The organism is Wolbachia endosymbiont (group B) of Parapoynx stratiotata, assembly GCF_947250635.1.
Classification (GTDB): Bacteria; Pseudomonadota; Alphaproteobacteria; order Rickettsiales; family Anaplasmataceae; genus Wolbachia.
Map to the genome: position 1 here is coordinate 827296 of NZ_OX366335.1, position 26063 is coordinate 853358.

Annotated in this window: 20 protein-coding genes and 5 pseudogenes; 17 read left to right on the forward strand and 8 right to left on the reverse strand. The window is 34.1% G+C overall.

Annotation, left to right across the window (positions count from 1 at the left end):
• The first annotated feature begins 25 nt into the window (after nucleotides 1-25).
• Nucleotides 26-763, forward strand: a complete 738-nt coding sequence (locus OOT12_RS03715) for a type I glutamate--ammonia ligase (RefSeq protein ID WP_264374684.1) — start codon at nucleotides 26-28, stop codon at nucleotides 761-763.
• Between the two features lie 3 nt (nucleotides 764-766).
• Here the strand turns inward: OOT12_RS03715 and OOT12_RS03720 are convergent, their stop codons facing one another.
• Nucleotides 767-1342, reverse strand: coding sequence for a hypothetical protein (locus OOT12_RS03720; RefSeq protein ID WP_264374683.1), 576 nt, complete (start codon nucleotides 1340-1342; stop codon nucleotides 767-769).
• 161 nt (nucleotides 1343-1503) lie between these two features.
• Between OOT12_RS03720 and OOT12_RS03725 the strand changes: the two genes are divergently transcribed.
• From OOT12_RS03725 to ubiA, 5 genes are all read left to right on the forward strand, one after another.
• Nucleotides 1504-4578: an efflux RND transporter permease subunit gene (locus OOT12_RS03725; RefSeq protein ID WP_264374682.1), complete on the forward strand. Its 3075-nt coding sequence runs from the start codon at nucleotides 1504-1506 to the stop codon at nucleotides 4576-4578.
• 87 nt (nucleotides 4579-4665) lie between these two features.
• Complete coding sequence (nusA, locus tag OOT12_RS03730) at nucleotides 4666-6219, forward strand: transcription termination factor NusA (protein WP_010407241.1); 1554 nt, start codon at nucleotides 4666-4668, stop codon at nucleotides 6217-6219.
• A 7-nt stretch (nucleotides 6220-6226) separates the two neighbouring features.
• A complete protein-coding gene (infB, locus tag OOT12_RS03735; RefSeq protein ID WP_264374681.1) occupies nucleotides 6227-8548 on the forward strand; it encodes a translation initiation factor IF-2 in 2322 nt (773 codons plus the stop codon).
• A 9-nt stretch (nucleotides 8549-8557) separates the two neighbouring features.
• Nucleotides 8558-8908, forward strand: a complete 351-nt coding sequence (locus tag OOT12_RS03740; protein ID WP_264374680.1) for a ribosome-binding factor A — start codon at nucleotides 8558-8560, stop codon at nucleotides 8906-8908.
• A gap of 3 nt (nucleotides 8909-8911) precedes the next feature.
• Entirely contained in the window at nucleotides 8912-9799 is an 888-nt protein-coding gene (gene ubiA, locus OOT12_RS03745) for a 4-hydroxybenzoate octaprenyltransferase (RefSeq protein WP_264685165.1), read from the forward strand.
• Between the two features lie 510 nt (nucleotides 9800-10309).
• Here ubiA and OOT12_RS03750 read toward each other — a convergent pair.
• Nucleotides 10310-11791, reverse strand: coding sequence for an ankyrin repeat domain-containing protein (locus OOT12_RS03750; protein WP_264685166.1), 1482 nt, complete (start codon nucleotides 11789-11791; stop codon nucleotides 10310-10312).
• Between the two features lie 476 nt (nucleotides 11792-12267).
• Nucleotides 12268-12687, reverse strand: coding sequence for a hypothetical protein (locus OOT12_RS03755; protein ID WP_264685167.1), 420 nt, complete (start codon nucleotides 12685-12687; stop codon nucleotides 12268-12270).
• Nucleotides 12688-12745: 58 nt separating this feature from the next.
• On the opposite strand from OOT12_RS03755, the pseudogene OOT12_RS03760 reads away from it, so the two are divergent.
• A pseudogene (locus OOT12_RS03760) lies at nucleotides 12746-13318 on the forward strand (transposase); the annotation flags it as partial.
• Nucleotides 13319-13354: 36 nt separating this feature from the next.
• Here OOT12_RS03760 and OOT12_RS03765 read toward each other — a convergent pair.
• Entirely contained in the window at nucleotides 13355-14587 is a 1233-nt protein-coding gene (locus OOT12_RS03765; RefSeq protein WP_096097236.1) for an IS256 family transposase, read from the reverse strand.
• Between the two features lie 69 nt (nucleotides 14588-14656).
• A pseudogene (locus OOT12_RS03770) lies at nucleotides 14657-15157 on the reverse strand (recombinase zinc ribbon domain-containing protein); the annotation flags it as partial.
• A 67-nt stretch (nucleotides 15158-15224) separates the two neighbouring features.
• Between OOT12_RS03770 and OOT12_RS03775 the strand changes: the two are divergent.
• Nucleotides 15225-15846 (forward strand): annotated as a pseudogene (locus OOT12_RS03775) (IS6 family transposase).
• A gap of 166 nt (nucleotides 15847-16012) precedes the next feature.
• Nucleotides 16013-17542 carry a methionine--tRNA ligase gene (gene metG / locus OOT12_RS03780; protein WP_264375389.1) on the forward strand — a complete coding sequence of 510 codons (1530 nt, stop codon included), beginning with the start codon at nucleotides 16013-16015 and terminating at the stop codon, nucleotides 17540-17542.
• Between the two features lie 143 nt (nucleotides 17543-17685).
• Here the strand turns inward: metG and OOT12_RS03785 are convergent.
• From OOT12_RS03785 to OOT12_RS03795, 3 genes and pseudogenes are all read right to left on the reverse strand, one after another.
• Nucleotides 17686-18307: pseudogene (locus tag OOT12_RS03785) on the reverse strand (IS6 family transposase).
• 38 nt (nucleotides 18308-18345) lie between these two features.
• Nucleotides 18346-18483 (reverse strand): hypothetical protein, encoded by a 138-nt coding sequence (locus OOT12_RS03790; RefSeq protein ID WP_264375388.1) that lies wholly within the window; start codon nucleotides 18481-18483, stop codon nucleotides 18346-18348.
• Nucleotides 18484-18937: 454 nt separating this feature from the next.
• Nucleotides 18938-20020, reverse strand: a complete 1083-nt coding sequence (locus OOT12_RS03795) for a hypothetical protein (RefSeq protein WP_264375387.1) — start codon at nucleotides 20018-20020, stop codon at nucleotides 18938-18940.
• Nucleotides 20021-20145: 125 nt separating this feature from the next.
• Here OOT12_RS03795 and OOT12_RS03800 point away from each other — a divergent pair, with 125 nt between their 5' ends.
• The 8 genes and pseudogenes from OOT12_RS03800 to cgtA all read left to right on the forward strand — a co-directional run bounded on the left by OOT12_RS03800 (nucleotide 20146) and on the right by cgtA (nucleotide 26024).
• Nucleotides 20146-20787, forward strand: a complete 642-nt coding sequence (locus tag OOT12_RS03800) for an HAD family hydrolase (protein ID WP_010401658.1) — start codon at nucleotides 20146-20148, stop codon at nucleotides 20785-20787.
• Nucleotides 20787-21260, forward strand: a complete 474-nt coding sequence (locus OOT12_RS03805; RefSeq protein ID WP_064085312.1) for an RDD family protein — start codon at nucleotides 20787-20789, stop codon at nucleotides 21258-21260. Before OOT12_RS03800 ends, OOT12_RS03805 begins: the two co-directional genes overlap by 1 nt.
• Before the next feature lie 53 nt (nucleotides 21261-21313).
• Nucleotides 21314-21790, forward strand: a complete 477-nt coding sequence (bfr, locus tag OOT12_RS03810; protein WP_264375386.1) for a bacterioferritin — start codon at nucleotides 21314-21316, stop codon at nucleotides 21788-21790.
• Between the two features lies 1 nt (nucleotide 21791).
• Nucleotides 21792-22439: an SURF1 family protein gene (locus OOT12_RS03815; RefSeq protein ID WP_264685168.1), complete on the forward strand. Its 648-nt coding sequence runs from the start codon at nucleotides 21792-21794 to the stop codon at nucleotides 22437-22439.
• Entirely contained in the window at nucleotides 22415-23413 is a 999-nt protein-coding gene (locus tag OOT12_RS03820; RefSeq protein ID WP_264375384.1) for a recombinase zinc beta ribbon domain-containing protein, read from the forward strand. The genes OOT12_RS03815 and OOT12_RS03820 overlap by 25 nt, the downstream gene beginning before the upstream one ends.
• Nucleotides 23414-23533: 120 nt before the next feature.
• Nucleotides 23534-23682, forward strand: a pseudogene (locus tag OOT12_RS07460) (WPE palindromic element domain-containing protein); the annotation flags it as partial.
• 66 nt (nucleotides 23683-23748) lie between these two features.
• Nucleotides 23749-25023: a phosphopyruvate hydratase gene (eno, locus tag OOT12_RS03830; protein ID WP_264375382.1), complete on the forward strand. Its 1275-nt coding sequence runs from the start codon at nucleotides 23749-23751 to the stop codon at nucleotides 25021-25023.
• Complete coding sequence (cgtA, locus tag OOT12_RS03835; protein WP_264375381.1) at nucleotides 25011-26024, forward strand: Obg family GTPase CgtA; 1014 nt, start codon at nucleotides 25011-25013, stop codon at nucleotides 26022-26024. The genes eno and cgtA overlap by 13 nt, the downstream gene beginning before the upstream one ends.
• Nucleotides 26025-26063: the final 39 nt, after the last annotated feature.

Below are 26063 nucleotides of genomic sequence, written 5' to 3' on the forward strand. Positions count from 1 at the left end.
AGTATAAATTTATTGAAGTAAATTTGTGATTATATTAAGTAATTTGAGTCATAATACTGTATTCGGTATTGAACTGGAGTTTTACACTGAGGGAATAAAAAAAGAATATTTATTTCTGAATAGCATCAAAAATAAAATAGCTTCTCTTGGATTTTTTTGTGAGAAAGAGAGTTCTTTAAACCAATACGAGATAAAAAGTGATTGTTATACGAGTCCTGATAATTTAATTATGCATTTTGAGTTAGTAAAAAAATTACTGATTGGAACAGCACAAGAGTTCGATGGTAATGTTTCTTTTAAAGCAAAACCTTATTTGGATAGAGCAGGCAGCGCACTAAATGTACATGTTAGCCTCATGGATTCAAATAATAATAACTTATTTTATGGCAATAAGCAAAAATATAGTGACCACCTGATTCACAGCATAGGTGGATTATGTGCAATGATGAAAAAACATATGTTGTTTTTTGCTCCAAATGATGATTCATATTTAAGATTTCAGTACCCAGATATTCATACTCCAACTACGATTAGTTGGGGAGTGAATAACAGAACTGCTGCGATAAGAATTCCCTATTTTGGCAACGATTCCAAAAGATGCCGCCTAGAGCACCGTGTTCCTGGAGCAGATTGCAACCTTGAAAAGGTGCTTGCAGCAATAGTTGAAGGCATGGCTTTCGGTATAGAGAACAAAATCATTCCACCAAGTAGAGTCTACGGCATTGCATCTGATTCTCAATACAAGATGGAGAGTTTGATATAAACTCTAACCACGTTGTTTAACAATATCTTCCATAGTTAGCCGCTCTGGTACTATCATTGGATAATTATTTACAGAAGTTCTCAGAGCATTAACCTCTTTGATTTCTCGGTAATATCCATCCATATGCATAGGAGGGGGTAGCATTAAATCCATATAATTCGTTGCGCATTTAGTCTGACTTGTATCATCAGCCCCAGCAAGTGAGTTACCGTCGAGGTCCATATGTTCAGGTAGTCCACTTTTCATTTCTTCTTCTGCTCTTTTATTTTTTAATTCTTCTTCTAACTCAGTTTCAGTTCTTTCTGGTGCTTTTACGGTATCTTTTTCTTCATCTTCATCAACACTGCTATACCCTTCATCTTCTGAAACACCAGTAATTTCAGCAGGCTGTTCTTTTTTAGTTCTTATTTTATGAATCAGCAAAAGTAATAAGTAAGTAACTGCAGCAGCAGTAACTATAATGGCTATTTTTGCAGCAATGTGAATCACTGTCAAAAATACTAAGGTTGATGAAAGCCCAATCAACCCAGATACGATCACTTTATTCTTGCCTTCTGTCACACTTAAAACTGCTGCCATAATAATCCCTCAAATACCATACTAAAGTCATATTATATAGAAATTTTCTTACGCTTGCAAAACTGTAAAAATTTTAATCATTTACATAAAGACATATAAGGATTAATTAATATATAATTTATCTTAGCTATAATATGATATAAATACGTATAATGTTTGGCATGAAAAGCTTACTTGTAGAGAAGAATAGAACAGTAATATTATTGCTTATCGTGATTTTTACCTTCGGCTCATACACTTATATAAAGATGCCAAGAGAAAGCAATCCTGATATACAGATTCCTATAATTAGTGTATTTGTCGGGTTTCCTGGTATTTCTGTCGAGGATAGTGAAAAGCTATTAGTGCTTCCTATAGAAAATGAACTAAGATCCATCGAAGGTGTAAAAGAATTGAGAGCTTTTGCAACTAATGATGGTGCTCACATGATAATCGAATTTAGAACAGAGTATAATAATAAAGAAGTGCTCGATAATGTCCGTTCAAAGCTTTTAAACATAAAATCAAAATTACCTATTGAAGCAGAATCTCCAATAATCAATGAAATAAACTTGAGCTTATTTCCGATACTAAACGTTGGCTTGATTGGTAATTTGCCGGAAAGAGCTTTAACTGAAATAGCACGCAAACTAAAGAAAGAAATAGAATCTCTGCCAAATGTTCTTAAAGTTGAAGTAGCAGGTATGCGTAAAGAAACAGTGGAAGTTATAATTGAGCCCACAGTTCTAACAAAATATAACATTCAATCAAATGAGATATTTCAAGCTATATCAAACAACAACAGATTAGTAGGAGCTGGATCACTAGAAAACGATACCGGTAAATATTCGATTAAAATATCAGGGTTATTAAAAGACATAGAAGATATTATGAATATTCCTATTAGATCTCAAAGTGATGCAGTTTTGAGAATCAAAGATATAGCAAAAGTATACTTTGGGTTTGAAGATCACCAAGGATTTGCTCGTATTAATGGACTACCTAGCATTGTACTAGAAATTTCAAAACGTAATGGAAAAAACATAATAGACACGGTAAATCAAGTAAAATACTTAATGGACAAAGCAAAAGATCAATTACCTGAAAATTTAAAAGTAGTTTATTTGAATGACCAGTCAAAAAATGTACGTGATGTGCTTGACGACTTGGAAAATGGTATAATATTTGCCGTATTACTAATACTAACCATAATAATGCTCTTTATGGGAACAAGGGCTGCTATTCTTGTTGCACTATCAATACCCGGCTCCTTTCTCATAGGAATAATGGCTCTTTACCTAATGGGTATTACTCTAAATATAGTTGTCCTCTTCAGTTTAATTATGGCAGTTGGCATGCTGGTTGATGATGCAATTGTAATCAGCGAATATGCTGATAGAAAGATGATTTGTGGCATGGATAAAGTAGAAGCCTTTTGCACCTCAGTTCATGATATGTTCTATCCAGTTTTATCATCAACATTAACTAAATTAGCAGTGTTTTTCCCTCTGCTACTCTGGCCCGATACGGTCGGTAAATTTATGCAGTACATACCAATTACAATAATTTTAACTTTGACTGGATCGCTAATTATGGCTTTGGTTTTTATACCAACACTTGGTGCAATATTTGGTAAACCTTCCATAACTTCAAAAAAAGAAATAATAAGAATGAGTGCTATAGAAAGTGGTGAGATAAAAAATACTGGGCTTATAATAAGAACTTATGTACGTATGTTAGAGAAAGTCTTAGATCACCCCAAAAAATTTGTATGTGTTGTTGTGTTTGTTTTATTTTTGTCTAGTATATTATATTTTACTTTTGGTCCTGGATTAAAGTTCTTTCCGAATGTAGATTCAGATAACATTTTAATCAGCGTTAAAGTAAAAGAAAGCTTATCAGCCAAAGAACGAGATTTGATACTTAAGAAAGTAGAAGAACGTATTTTGGGTGTTGAAAAGGAAATTTATGTTTTTTATGCTCGATCAGGAAAATTTTCAGACAACGTTATTGCCAAAATTCAATTGGAACTTGTAGATTGGCGCTGCAGGCGCAAAGCTACGCAAATACTAAATGATATAAGGAGTAGTGTACAAAACATAAAAGGAGTAATAATTGATGTACAGGAACAAAAATCAGGACCATCAGCTGACAAGCCAATACAAATTAACTTAAGCGGAAGTGCATCCAACTTGAATTCAGTAGCAGAGAAAATCCTAAAAATTATGGACCAACCTTCATCTGGATTTATAAATATTCAAGATAGTAGATCAGCACCTGAAATAGAGTGGAATATGAGTATTGATAAGAGTAAGGCTACAAGCTCTGGAGTAAGTGTTGCAACCATCGGTGATTTTATAAAGATGGTTACAAATGGAGTATTAATTGGAAAATATAGACCAAATAACGCAGATGAAGAAATTGATATTGTACTACGCTTTCCCAGAAAGAATCGCAACATGAAAACTATAGATAACCTTTTTATTAATACAGCAAATGGACCATATTCTATGAGTAGCATAGTGAAATACGTTCCCGAAAAAAAGGCAAATAAACTAAGTAGGATTGATGGATCACGCACAGTAACAATCTCTGCTGACGTTGATACTGGCTATCTTGTTGATGAAAGAGTTAAGTTCATTCAAAATTCGATTACTCAAGACTGTAGTAAAGGAGTAAAGATTGATTTCAAAGGTGATAAGGAAGATCAACAAAAATCAGGAGCATTTTTATTAAAGGCTTTTATATTAGCAATTACATTGATGATATTGGTGCTAGTGGCACAGTTTAACAACATATACTATACATTTATCGTAATGACAGCAGTGTTTTTATCAACAACATGTGTATTTTTCATTTTCTTTCTTATTCAGAAAGTTTTTGTAGTTGTCATGTGTGGAGTGGGGATAATTGCTTTAGCAGGAATTATAGTGAATAATAATATACTATTGCTTGATGCCTTTCATCAGCAAATTAAGGTGCGCAAAAATAACATTAAGCAATGTATAATAAACGCTTCAATTTCTCGCATCAGGCCAATACTACTTACCGTTGCAACTACAGTTCTTGGTTTAATACCGATGATTACTAGGTTAAATATCAGTTTTTTTACGCTACAAATCACATATGATGCTCCATCAAGCCAGTGGTGGGTTGATATTTCAGCAACCATAGCAAGTGGAATATTGGCTGCAACGGTCTTAACTTTACTCTTTACTCCGGCGTTGCTTGTCATACAAAGACATGAAAAAACTTGACTTAAATTAGCAATCATTTAACATTTAAGATAGCGTTCTTTACCTGTTGAAGCTATAATTATAACTAATTAAATTGGATTTATTTATATGATTGCTAATCGTAAAAGCAGTGTTAAGCAGAAAAGCAACAAGAATAACATAGTTGGGAGCCTTGATGTAATAAAAACAGCGGGAGAGCTCTCACTTCAAAAAGGTTTGGATTTTAATATTATAATAAATGCACTTAAAAGTGCTATCGAAGCAGTAGCTCAACAAAAGTATGGTAGCAAAAGTAAAATTGTAGTTAATATAGATAGAAACACAGGCAAAGTTACCTCATATAGACAACTAAAAGTCATTAATGATGAATCAAATGAAAATGAGTGTGACTTAATTAAGTTGACACAAGCTAAGTTAATAAAAGAAGATGCAAAAGTTGGAGATACTATTAGTGAGTTGATTTCTCTTAACACTGATCTTGTTTCAGCAAGAATTGCCCAGCAAAAGATTTCTGAAATAATCAAAAATGAAGAGTTAAAAAAGCAATATGAGGAATTTAAAGATAAGGTAGGAGAAATGAGGTATGGCATCGTTAAACAAGTAGAATATTCAGATCTTATTATAGACATAAACGGAATTGGAGCATACCTCCCTTTACGAAACTTAATTGGTGGTGAGTCATTTCGTGAAGGCGATAAGGTTAAAGCTTACATACAGGCTGTTAAGCGCTCTGACGATGGACGTCAAATCATTCTTTCTAGGACTCATGAAGGCTTTTTAGAGGCATTGTTGAATCAAGAAGTACCAGAAGTTGCTGACGGATTGATAACAATTAAAGGTATAGCTAGAGACGCTGGTTCAAGATCTAAAGTTGCTGTTTTTTCATCTGATAAGAATATCGATCCAGTAGGTGCTTGCGTTGGAGTTAAAGGAGATAGAATAAAAACTATTATACACGAATTAAACGGTGAAAAAATCGACGTCATACATTACTCATCAGATTTGGGTCAATTTGTTATTAAAGCCATTACTCCTGCAGAAGTATCAAAGGTCATTATTGACGAAAATGAAAATTGTATAGAGTTAATAGTTGCTGAAGATCAATTGAGTTTAGCTATAGGAAAAAAGGGTCAGAATGTAAGATTAGCTTCAGAGCTTGTTGGATGGAAAATTGAGATATTAAGCACTCAGCAAGAATCAGAAAGAAGAAACAAAGAATTTAGTCAATGTTCAGTTTTATTTGCTGAAGCTTTAAACTTAGAAGAGATTATGGGCCAATTATTGGTAACAGAAGGTTTTTCAAGTGTAGAAGATATATCTAACACTTCAATTAAGGAACTTGCTTCAATAGAGGGCTTCAATGAAGATATTGCAAATGAACTTCATAATAGAGCAAATAATTACCTGAAAGCAGAGAATGATAGAAAAATAGAAGAGCTAAAAAATTTAGGTATGGAAGACGATGTAATCAACTTAGCCTTATCAATAGATAATAAAATTGCTCTTAGTAAACATAATATTAAAACTTTAGAGGACATAGCAGATTTATCAAATTATGAGTTTTGTAGCATACTCTCTTCCTCAACTAATAATAAAGACAATCTAAAAGATACAGCAGATTTAATAATCATAGAAGCACGTAAAAAGCTTGGATTAATATAAAAACAATATGAATAATGAAGATATCAGTAATAAAAAATTAACCCTACAAGGCTTAAGCAAGCTTAAATTAGACATTAATTTAAACTCTTTAGATAGTCAAAGTACTGGTACTACAATAGTAAAAAAAAGAAGAAAAATTCATTCTGCAGAAGAATATAGTTTATTTGACGAGAGTAAATTAGGCTCTTTAACTGAAAAAGAACAAATTTCCCGCATTAATGCTGTACAGAATGCTACTTTGCTGAAAGAAAGGAATCAGAGAGAACAAGAAGAGAAAATAAAAAAAGAAGAAAGCAATCAAGAAGCTGAAGATAAAAATGAATCACACTCTGTACCTAAAGAAATAAATAAGGAAGTTTTAAGTAATACTAACTCAGTTGAACAAAAAGAAGATAGTATTGAATATGAGAACAATGATAAAAAGTCTTTTAAAGCTAGCAAAGATATATACTCTAAGCATTCTAAGCTAGTAATTACACAGGCAATAGATGAAAGAAATGAACACCTCCCTGTATTTAAGCAAAAATTTGGTATAAGAAGTAAACAATCAAAGTTTACTAAGGGTAAAAATATAGCAAGAGAAGTTATTATACCAGACAAAATAACTATCAGGGAGTTATCTATTCGTATGGCAGAAGATAGCAAGAGTGTGCTAAAAATGCTCAAAGAAGAAGTTGGGGAGAGCTATAGAGTAGATGATCTAGTAGATCCAGATATAGCATGCGAAATAGCAAAAAAATTTAATCATACGGCTAAACGAGTAAGTGATGCTGATAAAGAAAAGAATTTACTCTTCATAAGCAACAGAGAAAACTTACCTAAAAGACCAAAACCACCTATCGTTACTTTTATGGGACATGTGGATCATGGTAAAACATCATTGCTTGATGCATTTCGTGAATCCAATGTTGCAGAAAAAGAGTCAGGTGGCATCACTCAACATATAGGTGCTTATCAATTAACGACAAAAAATAAGCAAAAAATTACTTTCATTGATACACCAGGGCATGAGGCGTTTACTGCAATGCGTGCACGTGGTGCCAATATTACTAATATAGTTGTGATAGTAGTTGCAGCTGATGATGGAATCATGAAACAAACAGTTGAAGCAATAAACCATGCAAAAGCAGCAAATGTCTCTATTATAGTTGCCATTAATAAAATTGATAAATCACAACCTGGCGATGTAGAAAGAATAATTAATAGTTTGCCTCAGTATGACCTCATCCCCGAAGAACTTGGTGGTGATGTTATAATTGTGCCAGTATCAGCAAAAAAGAAAATCAACTTAGATAAACTAGAAGAGGCAATTTTATTAATTGCTGAATTAATGACGCTAGAAGGAATAGAGGATTGTCGAGCACTTGGATGGGTAATAGAGTCCAAAATAGATAAAGCTAAAGGAATATCAGCTACATTAATAGTTGAAGAAGGGACATTAAAGATTGGTGACATATTGATAGTTGGTACAACATACAGCAAAGTACGCAGTATGATTAATCACCTTGGTCAAAGAGAAAAAGCGTCACTACCTTCTACTCCAGTTGAAGTTACTGGTTTAAATGGTGTACCAAATGCTGGAGATAAATTTGTTGTTGTAAACTCTGAAAGGCAGGCTCGTGAAATTGTTGAATACAGGTTAGAATTAATCAAGAAAAAGCAAGAAGATTTAGACGACAGTAATTTAGATATATTCAGTCGTAATGATAGTGAAACAGAAGAACTATCTGTAGTTTTAAAGTGCGATGTCACTGGTTCTATTGAAGCAATATCAAGCTCAATTGATAAGCTTGGTAAAGAGCAAGTGAAATTAAATATTCTACACAAAGCAGTAGGAGGAGTAACAGATTCAGATGTGCTGCTTGCAGAAGCATCAAGCGCAGTAATTTTAGCTTTTAATGTAAAAGTGGATTCAAAAATAAGAGAATTAGCAAAACAAAAAGGTATAGAAATACATACTTACAATATAATATATGAGCTTATTGAAGACATGAGGATGTATCTAACTAAAATGTTAAAGCCTGTTACACGAGAGGTTCGTGTTGGTTCTGCATCTGTAAGGCAAATATTTAATGCATCCAAAGCCGGTAATATAATCGGATGTTATGTCACTGATGGAGTTATAAAAAAAGATTCTTTAATTAAGGTAGTACGTGGCAGCAAATTGGTGCATGAAGGAAAGTTAAAAGCACTACGTAGATTTAAAGATGATGTTAAAGAAGTGGGTGTAAATTTTGAATGCGGAATATCGCTAGAGGGTAATATCGATATTAAAGTTGGAGACATTTTGGAAGCTTATCAATTAGTGCAAGAAGAAAGGACGTTATAGTAGTTGAATATGAAAAAGGAAATTAGAAACCTAAAAGTAGCATCGGTATTACATAGGGCAATATCAAAAGTCTTAATGGAAAGTAATGTGCTTAATGAAAAAGTAGTAGTATCTGATGTAAAGCTAAGCAAAGATTTGAAGAAAGCAGATGTATATATTGTGTTATCTTCATTGAACATCCAAAATGATAATGATGATATCAGCACTGTTGTTAATGAAATGAACCAATCTGCATGGTCAATACGTAAATCTATATTGTGTTATGTTGATTTGCGATTTATACCTGAGTTAGTTTTTAAGCCTGATTTAGCATTCGATAATTTTGTCAATGTAAGCAAAATATTACATAATCACACTTAATTAATGTATTTCAACCATTATTTCTCATTAATGAGAATACACAGTTTAACAGGTTTATGGCTTGTGCTATTTTCTAGCTTAAGCGGCATTCTTTTAGCCTCAACTTCTCTATCGTATCAGGCTCTTTTTCTCCTTGTTTTGTTTACTATAGGTGCATTTTTAATGAGACCCGCAGGGTGCATAATCAATGATATCTTCGATAGAGAAATAGATGCACATGTTGAACGAACAAAATATAGGCCACTTGCAAGTGGTGCATTAAACATAAAGCAGGCTTTGGCTTTACTTTCACTGTTACTGTCTATTGCCCTGGTAATCTTATTATTAACCAATAAAACTACTCTTATACTTGGAATAATTTCAATGTGCATGATAGTTATCTATCCCTTGCTAAAGCGTTACGTTTGGTGGCCACAATTGTTTTTAGGGTTTACTTTCAACATGGGATCACTCATGGGTTCAGCAGCAATAACAAACCAGATTAGCATAGAATCCTTGCTATTTTATATAGGATGCGTCTTTTGGACGCTTAGTTATGATACTATATACGCTCATCAAGATAAAAAAGATGATGAGAAATTAGGAATGAAATCTACTGCATTATATTTTGGCAATACAACAAAATCTTGGTTGAAAAGATTTTATTTAATATCCTTAATGGCATGGTTGTACGCTGGTATACTATCATCATTAAATAACATCTTTTATATTGCTTTACTTGCCATAGGATTCATATTTCACCACCAACACAAAAATTTCAATCCAAACGATTCTAATCAATGCATGTCCATATTTAAAAATAATTCCCAGATAGGACTCCTGCTCTTTTTTGGTATCCTTTTAGATAGAATTCTAAATTCTACTTTTGTATCCGTTCAGATGCATGGCTAATGTGTAAATATCGAAGCAAAAATGTTGTCATTCCAGTGTCAAGTACTGGGATGACAGAGAAAGCATCATATTGAAATGACACCATTTATTTCTATGGCTGTCTTTTCTATCTTATTTTGTCACCCTGCTGAATGGATTCTACTTTTTAGAACATATCTTGAAAGGAAATCAGGAAGATAATATGATAGGATCAGTAAAAAATATATCCAGGTGATGTAAGTGACAAAGAATGGAAATTTCTTGAGCCAAGAGTTGCACAAGGTGTGGCCAAGAAAGCACAAAATAAGCAATTATTAATGTTATACAATACATAATGAAAGGTATTTGCCAGTAGAGCAAAAGATTTTCCTCTATGGAAGACAGTGTATGATTATTTTTTTAGGTGGCGTAATAGTCACACATTGCTTGAATGCATACAAAACAAAGGCTGGTGTGCCCATTGATGTTATAAGATCAAATTACCGACCTTTTACTAGATGAAATCAAAAAGCTAAGGAATTAAGCCTTACCTTAATTTATTAAACCTCTATCCTGAATTAAATGACCTTGAACAGAAGTATTACTTAAATAACTTTGAGGCTCTAAGTTTATTTGCTGTTCTTCAACTTCTAATGTACTATCTCTATTGTGTAATATCTGCTCTATTGATTGATTTACTATTAAATCTAGTTCCTTATTAAATACAACCATAAATTTGTTAAACTTCTTTGGACTTAACTTACCTGTTTCTCTATCGTGGCATGCTTGCTCTACATATGAGTTTAAAATTCCTGAAATGTCATTAAACTTACCACCCGTGATTTTTGCAGTAACCTCTTTCTGCATTTCTACACAATCAATATTTAACCGATGCATTGATATCCCAATTTTTAATGCAGCTTGCTCTACTACTTTCTCAAATTCCTCTATAATATTTAATGCATAGCCCTGTGCTTCTAATGGTGATATAGACTGAACTACTGTGGAAATATAATTCTGACCTGTGATTTTCCTTATAAATACATCTAATAAAAGAAGTATACCGTTGTTATCAATACCTTGAACTGTAATAGCTTGAGAAGGTTCCATACTTATAGCTGCCTTAAAAGGAGAAGAAACAAACTGAAAAATACCTTTAATAGTATCTACCGTAGTGTAAGCAAAAATATTGATAAATGAAGATGGCTTACTTGTTCCGCTTGTAACTCCTATTTTATCAGGACCTATCTTATCATTTTGCAACGAATTTTCATCTTCTTGTGCAATACTGAGGCGATTATGGACACGTGTTGATAGGGAGCTGCTTTCTTCTTGCAAGTTAAGATGTTGGGTGATTTCTTCATTTCTTCTTATTCTTTCTTCTAGAAGGTTTCGTATTTCTAAGCTGTTTTCTTCATTAAGCGTATTTGCTACGGCTAAAGCTCCTCTAGCATCAACATAATCACTTTTATCAAGAATGAGCTTAACTACACCCAAATTGCCACGAGCAGCTGCAGTATGCAAAGGTGTCCAACCATTCTCATCTTTAGCGTTAACATTAGCACGCTTATTTATAAAAAGACCAGCTACTTGTAAATTATCATGAAGAGCAGCCCAGTGCAGAGGAGTAGCGCCATCATTGTTCTTAGCATTAACATTGGCTCCTCTCTCTATAAGCTTTTCTGCTGTACCTAAGCAACCATTAAAAAAAGCAGCATAGTGCAGAGGGACATTGTCATATTTATTCTTCTCATTAACATTAGCCCCTTTCTCTATAAGCTTTTCTACTATACTGACATTCTGATTAAGAGCAGCCCAGTGCAGAGGAGTAGCGCCATGATTATTCTTAGCATTAATATCAGCTCCTCTCTCTATAAGCTTTTCTACTACCTGTAATTTATCTGCAAGAACAGCTAAATGTAGAGGAGTATTGCCTCTATTGTCCCTAGCATTAACATCATCCCCTTTATTGATAAGATCCGCAACTTGATTAGCATCTCCACTACGTACAGCAGCAAATAATTCATTAATCATTTAACCTTCGATAAAAACCACTCAATTTCAAAGTAAGAAAAAAATCTTTTCCTGAATAAAACAGCTACCTCATAATATAAAGAAAAATATTTTCACTATCATATTTATTATACATAAAAAATTAATAGCTCAATATACTTTTCATAAAATACTCCATCTCTAAAACTTGTCAATCCCTATTTAGAAGTTTTTTTGATAATCTTTAATGAAAGTTCTTAACGAATTAATACTGACTTAATAGTATATATTACTAAAAATTTAAATAAAACAACCATTCCCAACAACTAAAACTGGCTAGTGAGAGAAGAGTTCGTTTTGGGATGGATTGGTCTGTTGCTGGAACTCAAGAACTGCTGCAAAAGGAAAGCCCCAGTTTTCATAGTAATTATGATATTAAAAAATCACGTTTAAAAATACTTTATACAAGTGAGAAACACCTCTTTTTGTTTTTGCAGCAGGTCTCCATGTATCCCTCTTTAATTAAGAGACTGACTAGCTCCTTGAGTTTGTTCAGTGTGTGGGTGATGAAGATTGCTGTTTACACCCTCGTTTCCAATTGTCTCTACAAACGCCTGTAATTTTAGTTTAGGAGCGTACCTCTTTTCAACATTAAAGTCTACAAAGTAAAATAGTGTATTATTTCGGACTCCTACTCTTTCTTCTTTAAAGTCATTTTTGTGCACCTCAAAAAATCTCTCCATGCCAAAGAATTTCGCCTTTTGAAAATCATATCTATAATGTGTTGATAGAAAATCCACCAATGGTTTATTATTGTGCAGGAAAATTTCTTTTTTTACTTCATCAGCCTTATTAATTAAAATATGTGCATATTCTGGATATAGCTTTTTTAAATTCTCTTCATTATCAAATTCATTACGTACGTTGGGAACGTTCAAAAAAGTGTGTCAAACCGAAAAAAAAGTAATAAATTGATATAAAAAATGGAGGTTTGATATGGGTCAAGCAAATAGAACTACTGGTTTGGTAGATTATAAAGAATTAGAAACAAATATCCTGTCATCTATACGAGAAGGAAGACCATTGACAGGAAGAGATGGAGCATTAACACCGTTTATAAAAAGGTTGCTAGAGGCAAGTCTGGAAGGTGAAATAGAAAGCCACATGTCAGCTAAAAGTGAAGAAAATAACCGAAGAAATGGAAGGAATGCAAAAACTTTACGTACAAGTTCAGGCTCATTTGAACTATTAACACCAAGAGACAGAGAAGGAAGCTTTGAACCGCAAATAGTCAAAAAAAGGCAAACAAGCCTACATCCAGAACTTGAAGCAAAGGTCTTAAGCACATATGCCAGTGGCATGGGATACAGAGATATAGCTTCACATGTTGAGGAAATATATGACCACAAAATATCAGCAGCAGAGATATCCAGTATTACTGATAAACTGCTACCAGTAATCAATGAATGGCGCAGCCGCCCACTGCAATCAGTGTATCCAATAGTGTTTATGGATGGCATGTTCTTTAAGGTCAAGGAGGACGGACATTGTATAAGTAAATGCATGTATAAGGGAACGTTCAAAAAAGTGTGTCAAGCCGCATTTTTAGTTCAACTCAATTTTCAATCTATCTGGAAAGAAAATATCAAGTTGAGACATAGTTAAAGCCCAATTAGGGAGAGCCATAATCCACTTTTGCTCTACCTTTTTTATAGCACAATATACCTGTTTGTACAAGGCATTTGTACTAGTAAATGAACCCTTAGTTTTAGTAAATTTCCTGATTTGTCTATGCAACCCCTCAATTGGATTGGTGGTGTAAATCAGCTTCCTAACTTGCCCAGAATACTTAAAATAACTGGATAAGTTTTCCCAATTGTTCTGCCAGGATTTTATAACTAAAGGATACTTCTCTCCCCATTTTTCTTCCAGCTCAAGCAGATAATTCTCAGCGATCTCTTTACTTGAAGCACGATATATTTTTTTCAAATCATTCATGAAAACTTTTACATCTTTGCTAGATACATATTTCAGTGAATTCCTTATCTGATGCACTATACATAGCTGTACTTCTGCCTTAGGAAACACACTATTTATAGCCGCAGGAAAGCTTTTTAGCCCATCAATGCAGGCAATTAGAATATCTTCTACTCCTCGCTCTTTTAGGTCATTTAGAACTCCCAACCAGAAGTTAGCTCCTTCACTTTCAGCCAAATAAAAACCTAATACTTCTTTTCTGCCATTTTGATTTATGCCCAATATATTATACATGCATTTACTTATACAATGTCCGTCCTCCTTGACCTTAAAGAACATGCCATCCATAAACACTATTGGATACACTGATTGCAGTGGGCGGCTGCGCCATTCATTGATTACTGGTAGCAGTTTATCAGTAATACTGGATATCTCTGCTGCTGATATTTTGTGGTCATATATTTCCTCAACATGTGAAGCTATATCTCTGTATCCCATGCCACTGGCATATGTGCTTAAGACCTTTGCTTCAAGTTCTGGATGTAGGCTTGTTTGCCTTTTTTTGACTATTTGCGGTTCAAAGCTTCCTTCTCTGTCTCTTGGTGTTAATAGTTCAAATGAGCCTGAACTTGTACGTAAAGTTTTTGCATTCCTTCCATTTCTTCGGTTATTTTCTTCACTTTTAGCTGACATGTGGCTTTCTATTTCACCTTCCAGACTTGCCTCTAGCAACCTTTTTATAAACGGTGTTAATGCTCCATCTCTTCCTGTCAATGGTCTTCCTTCTCGTATAGATGACAGGATATTTGTTTCTAATTCTTTATAATCTACCAAACCAGTAGTTCTATTTGCTTGACCCATATCAAACCTCCATTTTTTATATCAATTTATTACTTTTTTTTCGGTTTGACACACTTTTTTGAACGTTCCCATTTTTGGTGCTAAATAATTTAATCTTAAAATTTGGTGTATACGTCTTGTACCTATATTAATTTTGGCACTCAGCTCTTTCACACTTTCGTATTTTCCTTCTTCTAGTTCCCGTTTCCACAGGTAGGCTCTTACCACTGCTTTTAGCAATGCATTATTTGTTTTTCCTTCTGGTTCTATTACTACACATTTGTTTCCTTTCTTTTTTATTGGTATAAATTTTTCCTCTGATTCAGAACTCACCTCTATTCCATCCTCTCTCACCAATACTGTTCTTATTAACTTTTTCACTACTTCTTTCTGTTTTCCAAAACTTAAATTTTTCCACTCTTCTGCTTTTTCTCTCCATTTTTCATATAGCTGCTCCGCTTTCTTCATTATTTCTTTTTCCACTTCTCCTGCTACTATTGTTCGGTTTATTGATTCACAATTCTTTCCCCTTAAGTGATTGTTGCATACGTAATATCGGTACCTTTTATTCTCTTTTTTTGAGTACGTCAAAGGGTTCTGTCGCATTTGTAGGGAAGTAGAAAGAAGAATGATATAATTGTCTAAAAAAAAAGCAAAGATGTTTCGTATCAATCAAAAATTGTTGCCATATTTCAAAGGATTTAGCTTTTCAGAGGATGTTATCTGTATACATGAAATGTCGATTCTCTTTGAGCTATCGAGATTTGGAAGAAATGATGAGTATAAGGGGAGCAAAATGCTACGTTACAAAGGTGGGTTATCACCACTGATAGATGAGGCAGTAAGGAAAAGAAAGAAGCAGGTTGGTAGTAGTTGGAGAGACTTACATTAAATTAAACGGTAAATGGGTTTATTTATATACTGTAGACTTGTGTGTTAGTAGAGACAAGTCTGCAGCACTTGCATTCTTTCGTAAAGCCTTCAGGAGTAACTATCTTCCTGAGAAAATTGTAATTGATAAAAGCGGCAGTAATACTGCTGCTCTTGATGATTTGAATGCAGAAATTTCTGAAGATTACAGTTCTTCAAATAAAATATCTAAATAATATTGTTGATAGATTTATCAAAAAACTAATAAAGCCAATGCTTGGGTTTAAAAGCTTCCATTCCGCAAAGATTACCATCACAGGCATAGAAAATATTCGTATGATTCAAGAAAGACAAATTATTAAAATAATGTTTCTACTTTTGAGAATTTTGCTATGTTAATGGCTTCATAACTCCTATAATCCCACCTTTAATGATCTTCTTTCCTATGGTTTATAGATGCGACAGAACCAGCCATTATACCTCTGCATATAATGGCTTTTCAGATTGCTTGTACGATAGGATATATATTGATTTTTATTACTAGTGCAGATACGATAAAGCTTTAAGCACTACAAGATGGAGCAATTTGAGAGCTTTTACATCACTACGCCAATATATTACGTAAACGACAAGCCACATATCGGCCACGCATATACTTCCCTTATCTGTGATGTTACAGCTAGATTTATGAAATTAGCTGGAAAGAACGTCAAATTTACCACTGGTACAGATGAACATGGACAGAAAATTGAAAAAGCGGCTAAGGTAAAGGGAATAGAGCCAAAAGAATTTACAGATGAAATAAGTGTTACGTTCAGAAAATTGGCTGAGCTAATGAACTTTGATTATGATGATTTTATTCGCACCACAGAAGAACGTCATGAAAAAGCAGTTATAGCTCTATGGAATAGGCTTGAAGAGAGAGGGCAAATATATCTGGATTCTTACTCAGGTTGGTATTCAGTTCGTGATGAAGCGTTTTATCAGGAATCAGAGTTGATAGATGGCAGAGCACCAACAGGTGCTGAAGTTCAGTGGATAAAAGAAGAGAGCTACTTTTTTCGTTTGTCAAGTTGGCAAAATAAATTACTAGAGTTATACGAAAATCAGCCGAATTTCATCTTTCCTGAGAGCAGAAAAAACGAGGTGGTATCGTTTGTAAAATCAGGACTTACTGACCTTTCGATTTCTCGTACTAGTTTTAATTGGGGAATAAAAGTACCAGGGAATGACAAGCACGTAATTTATGTTTGGATAGATGCGCTCACTAACTATCTCACATCAATAGGCTTTCCTAATATAGAAGATGAGGAATATAAGAAGTTTTGGACAAACTCCTTCAACGTTCATGTGATCGGTAAAGACATATTGCGTTTTCACGCTATATACTGGCCAGCTATTCTTCTTGCAGCAGATTTACCACTGCCAAAGCAAATTGCAGTTCATGGTTGGTGGCTAAACGAGGGGGAAAAAATATCCAAATCCCTTGGTAACGTTATAGATCCAATTGATCTTGCAGAAGAGTTTGGTGTTGATCAACTACGCTATTTTCTCCTTCGGGAAGCAAGTTTCGGTCAAGATGGTAATTTCAGTAAGAAGAACATGATCAGCCGCATAAACTCAGAGCTGGCAAACAATATAGGCAATTTAGTGCAAAGAACAATTTCATTTCTGCACAAGCAATGCTTTGGAGTTGTACCAGTGGTCGATCGCAATTTGCTTAAAGATGATGAGAGTTTACCAAATTGCAAAGCCATAATTGATCAAGTAATGGATCATCTATCAAAGTATGAATTTAACCAGATTATACTCCTGATTATCAATATCTCTTCCAAGGCCAATGCTTACATAGATAAAAGTGCACCCTGGACACTCAGTAAAACCGATAGAGAGCGCATGGATTTAGTAATCTACAAATTACTTGAATACATTAGAATGATTGGCATTTTGCTGCAGCCAATTGCTCCAAAGTCAGCAAAAATGATACTCGATCAGTTGCAAATTCCAAAAGAACAACGTGATTTAAAATCTCTGTGCAACGCATGTGTAAGCTTAGGCATTACACTGCCTAAACCTACGCCGATTTTTTTGAGGATCGATATTTAAAGAATCCTTAGTAAGCCGTTACAAGACTAGACTGAGTTGGCCGTTCTGTAGTTAGCCTTTTTAATTCAACAGAGTCAAAAAAAAGGTTCTGTCGCATCTATAAACCATAGGAAAGAAGATCATTAAAGGTGGGATTATAGGAGTTATGAAGCCATTAACATAGCAAAATTCTCAAAAGTAGAAACATTATTTTAATAATTTGTCTTTCTTGAATCATACGAATATTTTCTATGCCTGTGATGGTAATCTTTGCGGAATGGAAGCTTTTAAACCCAAGCATTGGCTTTATTAGTTTTTTGATAAATCTATCAACAATATTATTTAGATATTTTATTTGAAGAACTGTAATCTTCAGAAATTTCTGCATTCAAATCATCAAGAGCAGCAGTATTACTGCCGCTTTTATCAATTACAATTTTCTCAGGAAGATAGTTACTCCTGAAGGCTTTACGAAAGAATGCAAGTGCTGCAGACTTGTCTCTACTAACACACAAGTCTACAGTATATAAATAAACCCATTTACCGTTTAATTTAATGTAAGTCTCTCCAACTACTACCAACCTGCTTCTTTCTTTTCCTTACTGCCTCATCTATCAGTGGTGATAACCCACCTTTGTAACGTAGCATTTTGCTCCCCTTATACTCATCATTTCTTCCAAATCTCGATAGCTCAAAGAGAATCGACATTTCATGTATACAGATAACATCCTCTGAAAAGCTAAATCCTTTGAAATATGGCAACAATTTTTGATTGATACGAAACATCTTTGCTTTTTTTTTAGACAATTATATCATTCTTCTTTCTACTTCCCTACAAATGCGACAGAACCGTCTTGAGCGCCCATGCCTTTCTGCTTAGACACTTGCTTAGTTTTCTGCAATGGTTTAACATTATTATCTGGTTGCTTGTCAATATTTGGTGTGTCTTGAAGCTGTGTCATACCTGTTACGTAAAATCTTATACCAAAATAAGTATATTAGTTAATTATGTAAAAATGATTAACATAGAATGAGCAACTCTTTATGCGGACACTTATGATTTATGATTATGGATTTTTAAATTTTTTCTTGTTGTAAGGTGACTCTAATCATTATTCACAGGCTGCTATATTAAAGAAGGAAAGAGTATCTAATGCTAATGGCGAGATTAACTGGCCACAAGTTTCTCAGGTTAGCCAAAAAGATTGGCAAGATGCAAGAAAAAGTTATCAATATTGGAATGATACTGATGACGGTAGTTTAATTGTCACCTAGATATGTCCATGCTATGAAAATTAGAAGCTGAATTCTTTATTACAGGCGTATTAATCAACCCTCATTCTAGAGCTAGAAGTTAGTAAAATCTCCTGTATAATAAACTTATGTGACGCAAGTCTATTATACAGGCTATGTGCATTATCTTCCGCGACCTGTGTTTGTTTTTTCTACTTCAGGAGTATTGACAGGCGTTACCGATGGATCATCAAGCTTTGTTGCTTGCTTTAAACCTTCTCTTATACTTTGATCTTGACTTAAAATTTTGTCGAAGTTTTTACTTTGTTGATTGCCATTCATCACGCTAATTTCTAAGCCAGGTCCTTTATAATTGAAAGACTCGCCGGGTTGGACATTATTTTCCTTACCATCAATATTTAAGTTAATCGCATTAGTAACATTCGGAAAAGTTGTATCTTGCTCAGAACTATTGTATGTAATCTTAATATTGAGAGCTTTATCTTGATAATTAAATGCTTTTCCTGGTTCTAAATTGAACTCTTTTCCATTTATATTTATGAAAGAGCTTTGACTCATACTATGTTGCTGAATTCCGTTATTTGATATACTTTTTTGAGCAGCTTCTTTTGTATCACGAGCATTTTCCACATTCTTTTCATCCTCACCAAAAAGTTTTTCTAATATTTTTTTCAAAAAGCGCCCCAAGAGACTAAGCAAGCCTTCTTCTTTCTGATTTTCTTGCGGTTGTGGTGTATCATCTTGCTTAAGTTCTCTGCTACTCTTTGAGTTTTGCACTCCCATGCCTTTCTGCTTAGAAATCTGATTAATTTCCCGTAATGGTTTATCATTGTTATCTGGTTGCTTAAGCTCTTCACTACTCTTTGTAGTCATTGAAGCTTGAACTCCTATGTCTTTTTGTTTAGAAATTTGCTTAGTTTCCTGCAATGATTTATCATTGCTGTCTGGTCTACTACTTTTATTTATACCAAATTCCTTTCTTAGCTCTTGTGTTGATCTTGTGAGTTTACGTATTTCCTCATTTTCTTGCCTTTGTCGTCTTTGAAGCTCTTTATTTAATTCAGCAACATTCTTCATCTTGCCTTCGAGTTCTTGATTTCTTGCAGCATTCAGAGCCTTTGTTCCTTTTGCTATATGATCAACCTTCTCTTCTAGCGATGTGCCTTCCGGAAAAGCACCTGGAGAACGTTTAAAAACGTCTTTGAATTTCTTTTCAACACTTGGTGTGTCTTTAAACTGTGCCATACCTACTACCTGAAAGCATATAATATAACCAGTGTATTAGGTTACTATGTAAAAATGATTAACATAGAAGCTTTATCATCAAAATATTATTTACTTATTAGTTTAAAATACGTCACAATATAAAAATGAAAAATAGCCGATTAGCGGTAGTATTCGATTGGGATAATACCTTAGTTGATACTCAAGATAATATTTCTAATGCCATTAAGCATACTTTAGATTTGATGGGATCTGGCAGTAAAGTTGTTGATAGAAATTCTCATGAATCAAGAAAGAGCTACATGGTCAATTTGTTTGGTGATCAGTGGAAAAAAGCGAATCAGATATATCAAAAATACCTAGATAATGCATTGTTACAAAATATTACTCTGAATGAAGGAGTAGAGAAAATGCTGCAGACACTGAAAAGCCACAATATTTACCTAGCGATAGTTAGCAATAAGAAAAATACTAATTTACGTCAAGAAGTTGCCTACTTTAAACTAGATTCTTACTTTGAAAGAATAGTTGGATCATGTGATACTGCAGAAGATAAACCATCTGCAACTCCACTGCTATTTGCACTAGAGGAGAGTACGCTACCTGTAAATAGAGAAAATGTGTTTTTTGTTGGTGACAGCATCACAGATATTCTATGTGCACAAAATGCAAATTGCTTACCTATTGTATACGGACAATCAATAAGAGGTTATGAAGATTTGTTATATTTTCAACATTTTAATAAACTTACAGAATTCATAGTAAAGTATTTGAAAGATAGGTGGTAATGACAGAGATCGCTAGTGTACACAGGCGCTTTTGCGCATATTTAATAGATGTAGCAATTTTATTAATTCCAACCTTACTAATTGTGTTGTCATTAGGGGATTTTCCATTAATTTTACACCTTTCATACATGTGTATAAATTGTGGCTACTTTACATATTTTATATCTTCAACAGCTCAAGCAACTCCTGGTCAACAGTTAATGAATATATATACTATCACTTTAGATAGTTCTAAAATAGGTTTGAGCTTAGCATTTGATCGCACTATCTCTCAGTTTTTTCTTCCTATGCTAAATAATTCAATTATCACCTTTATCAAACTTTTTCAAACATCAGTAAATGCTTTAAGTACACTAGAAGTGATTATAGTGATGCTTACCTTCAGTTGGTATTTAGTTGCTTGCTTCTCTCAGAGGAAACAGGCATTTCATGATGTGCTATTTGATACGATTGTTGTGAGAAAAATGAATTGATGTTGCCTTGATTGTTATGTAGATTACATTGGTATATTAGCTAAAGAAAGGTTATGAATAAAGAAATAGTAGAACATTTAAATAAATTACTTACAAATGAGCTGACTTCTGTACGCCAGTATCTTTTGCATTTTGCGATTCTTAAAGATAGCGGAATCAATAAACTTGCAGAAAAGATGAAAAACGAGCTTAATGAAGAACTTGAGCATGCAAATAGGCTAGCAGAAAGAATTTTACTGCTTAAGGGCGTGCCAAATTTTCAAGATACAAATCAAATCTCAAAGTATGAAGGAAAGTTCACAAAAGATACAATACAGAAAATCTTAGAAGATAATTTTAAGTTGGAAGAAGGAGGTATAAAGGGCATCAGAGAGGCAATTTCTGTTGCTGAAAAAGAAAAGGATTGCGTTAGTGTAATGTTATTAGAAGAGCTAATGAAAAATGAGGAAGAGCACTTACATTGGATTAAAGGACAGATCGACCTTATTGAACTTGTAGGTATCGAAAATTACTTGAGAACACAAATATAGAGTGTTAAGAAAAACATTATTTATTTTCATTATACCTTTTTTACTTCTTTTTTCACTCGGGTTATGGCAATTATTTAGGTTAAATTGGAAGAACAATATTATCAAAAATATGGATCTTCCAGTTATTCATCTACTGCCTAGTGATAATCTTTCAAAGTTTAACTACAGAAACGTTAGAATCGACGGAATTTTAAGTGATATAGAACTATATGTTTTCGCAGGTCAACGTGGCTATCATGTGCTGTCTCCTATGTTGCTTATCAATGGACATTATATGTTAATAAATAAAGGAATAGTCAGAGAAAAAAAAGAAGAAAAAGCAAAAATTGAAAAAGTAGCTGCTGATGGCGTTTTGTATTGTGATGGTAGCAAAAATTGGTTTATCAAAAATGATATTGCTTCAAATACATGGTTTACCCTAAGTACAGAAGAGATCTCCAATGAACTAGGTATTAAGCTAGAGAAATGTATATTGTGGCAAGATAATTTTGGTGGCAAATTGACTATACAGCCAATAAAGCATCTTGAATACGCAATTACTTGGTTTGCACTTTCCTTGATTTGGCTCATTATGTGCGTATTTTACTATAGGCAAAATATATATATAAGTCGTAGAGATACAGTGTGGAAAAAGAAAAGCTACAAATAGAAAAAATGCAACAAAGTGGAAGAAAATACTTATTACAAGGGTTAGTGATATGTCAGTGTTGCAAATCCGTTTATTATGGAATGAGTAATGCTAAGGGAGGAAGAAGTTACTATCGTTGTCCTGGAAAACGTTTTGGTGAATGTAACAGCAAATCAATACGCGCAGATATACTAGAAGGGGTAGTATGGGAAGAAGTGAAGATGTTAAGAGGGCGTATAACGAAGGAAAAGTGTGATTTATCAGAGGTAGATTGGGAGACTAAATTTAATATAATTAGAAAGTTAGTTCAGCGTATTGAAATTGATGATGATAATGTACATATGGTGTTTCGATTAAAAGAACTCGCTCTCGAAAGACAAAAAGAAGATATTCAACCTTGTACCAGAATTATAAAGAATGTAGTGCTATCAAATGCAATAGGAATGCATAAAGTTAGCAATGCCCTGGCTGCAATATCAGTTGCAGTGAAACTTGGAATTAGTGATGAAGAGATTAAAAAAGGTCTTTTGGAATTTAAAGGAGTAGCAAGGAGATTTTCTTTAATTGCCGATATTAAAGGTGTTAAGTTAATTGAGGACTATGCTCATCATCCAAATGAAATACAGGCAACCCTGTCAGCAGCACGTTTGACCACTAAAGGAAAGGTAACAGGAATTATCGAGCCGCTTCGTTTTGCTCGTATTCGTAATTTTTTTGATGAGTTCGTACGAATTTTCATGATGTTTGATTATGTAATTCTCACTCCTGTCCATCCTCCAGAAGATAAGCCTATTCCTGGCTGTGGAATTGATGATATACAAAAAACCTTGATCAGTAATGGGTTTAATGATGTGAAGATTATGAATGATGCTTTACTCATTTCACATTTTATTAGTAATTCGACAAGTTCAGGAGATGTAGTATTATTTATTGGTGCTGGTAGTAATATAGCTAAACTAGCGAAAGAAACTGCAAAGCTGCTGCTAGTAAAATAAACTTAAGCATTGGTGATTTATATGATAAAATTGTGTAGTAAAACTGGATCCCAGTGTCTAGGCAAACAACTGTACAGACATTGCGATATGGGGATAGCTTCCATTAAGAATGGTGTCATCCCAGTGCCCAGACACTGGGATCCAGAAAACTTAACTTTAAATAAGTGGCTGTATAATAAAAACTGGATTCCAGTGTCAAGCACTGGAATGACACCATCTGCTACTCAAATTATCTGTTTATCTGTAGGTTGCAATGTTCGTACACTGAAATGTTACAGCGCTGGGGTGACATTTCCCGAACGTGAACACAATTGTGAATCTAGTGGAGGTTTAGCATGATGAAAAAGACGATCAGCAGTGTATTTGCAAGAGAAATTTTAGATAGCAGGGGTTACCCAACAATTGAGGTAGAAATAGAACTATGTGATGGAGCAACAGGTAGAGCCGCTGTCCCCTCTGGGGCTTCGACCGGTAAACTAGAAGCATTGGAGCTGAGAGATCAAGATGAAAAAAGGTATTGTGGTAAAGGAGTGCTGAAAGCTGTTCAATCTGTGAGTGGAGTGATAGCAAATAAAATCATTGGCATGGATGCAGCAAACCAGAGTGCAATTGATAAAGTTTTAATTGAACTAGATGGAACAAAAAATAAATCTAAACTTGGAGCAAATGCAACTTTGGGTGTGTCTCTTGCTGTTGCAAAAGCAGCAGCAAACAGCTTTAAAATGCCGTTATATAAGTATTTGGGAGTAGGGGAAGAGCAGATGCCAGTTCCGCTAATTAACGTCATTAATGGTGGAGTACATGCAGATAATAAACTAGATTTTCAAGAATTTATGATTCTTCCGGTTGGTGCTGAAACTTTCAGTGAAGCAATCAGAATATCTGCAGAGGTATTTCATAACTTGCGCAGCATTCTTAAGAAAAAAGGTTATAGCACAAACGTAGGAGATGAAGGTGGTTTTGCACCAAACATTGGAAGCACTGAAGAAGCTCTTAATTTGATAATTCAGGCTGTTGAATCTGCCGGTTATTCGATGAAAAACCACTTTGCACTGGGTCTTGATGTTGCTGCATCTACTTTTTATGAAGATGGAGTTTATAAATTTGAAAACAGAGAACTCACTTCAGAGGAATTGGTTCAGTATTATTTTGACCTTGTAGGCAAATATCCAATAATTTCTATAGAAGATGCAATGAATGAAGACGACTATGAAGGTTGGAAATTACTTACTGTAAAACTTGGGAATAAAGTTCAATTGGTTGGAGATGATTTATTTGTTACAAATTGTGAACTAATAAGTAAAGGAATAGAGGAGAAAATGGCAAATGCTGTACTAATCAAGCCAAACCAGATAGGAACACTTACGGAAACTTTTGCTGCTATTGAAATGGCAAAATCAAATGGCTATAGGGCTATTATTTCGCATCGCTCAGGTGAAACAGAAGACACAACGATATCCCACATAGCGGTTGCATCGAATTGTGGACAAATCAAGACTGGCTCGCTGTCGCGTTCTGATAGGCTTGCAAAGTATAATGAATTAATGAGAATAGAAAGTTCATTAGGAGAAAATGCTAAATATTATTGTGGGTTATCATGGACTTCATAGACGAAGTTAAATTATATTTAAAAGCAGGTGATGGTGGCGATGGCTGCGCGAGTTTTCGTCGAGAAAAATTCGTTGAATTTGGTGGCCCAAACGGTGGTAATGGGGGCAGGGGAGGAGACATAATTTTCATCAGTGATGCAAATCTCAACACTTTGCTTAATTTTCGTTGTCGAAGACATATTAAAGCAAGTAGTGGAAAAAGTGGTACGAGTAGAGATAGATCTGGCACGGCAGGAAAAGATATTATACTTAAAGTTCCAGTTGGTACACAAATAATCGATGAAGAAAGTGAGGAAATAATAGTAGATCTTGATAAACCTGACATGGAATTTCAAGTAGTGAAAGGTGGAAAAGGTGGGCTTGGAAATACTAACTTTAAATCTGCTACTAATAGGGCACCAAGACATTTTACCCATGGTCAGCCCGGTGAAGAAAGAAATATAATATTGAAGCTAAAAGTTTTATCTGATGTTGGCATTATTGGTATGCCAAATGTAGGTAAATCTAAATTTTTAACCCGCTGCTCGAATTCTGATACGAAAGTAGGCGATTATGAATTTACTACTATAAGACCACATTTAGGTGTAGCAAAAGTGGATTATAGCGAAATTGTAATAGCAGATATTCCTGGAATAATCGCTGATGCTCATCTTGGAGTTGGGCTCGGACACAAATTTTTAAAGCACATAGAAAGGTGCAAAATTTTACTGCATTTAATTGATGTAACGCGCGATGACGTTATCTCAGCTTATAATTGTACGCATAATGAACTGAAGCTTTACAATAGCGATCTTGTTGAAAAAGAGGAAATTGTAGTGTTAAATAAATGTGACTTATTGGAAGAAACAGAAATTCTTGAGAAGAAGAATCATTTAGCCAATTATCTTGATAGAGAAGTACTGTGCTTATCAATCGACGATGATTTACAGCCCATCTTAAGATTATTAAATGAAAAAGTGAAAATTAAGGAAATTAATGTATATGATCCTTTTAAGATGTGAATTTTTTATTTGACAATCAAAGTCTGGATTCCAGTGGGT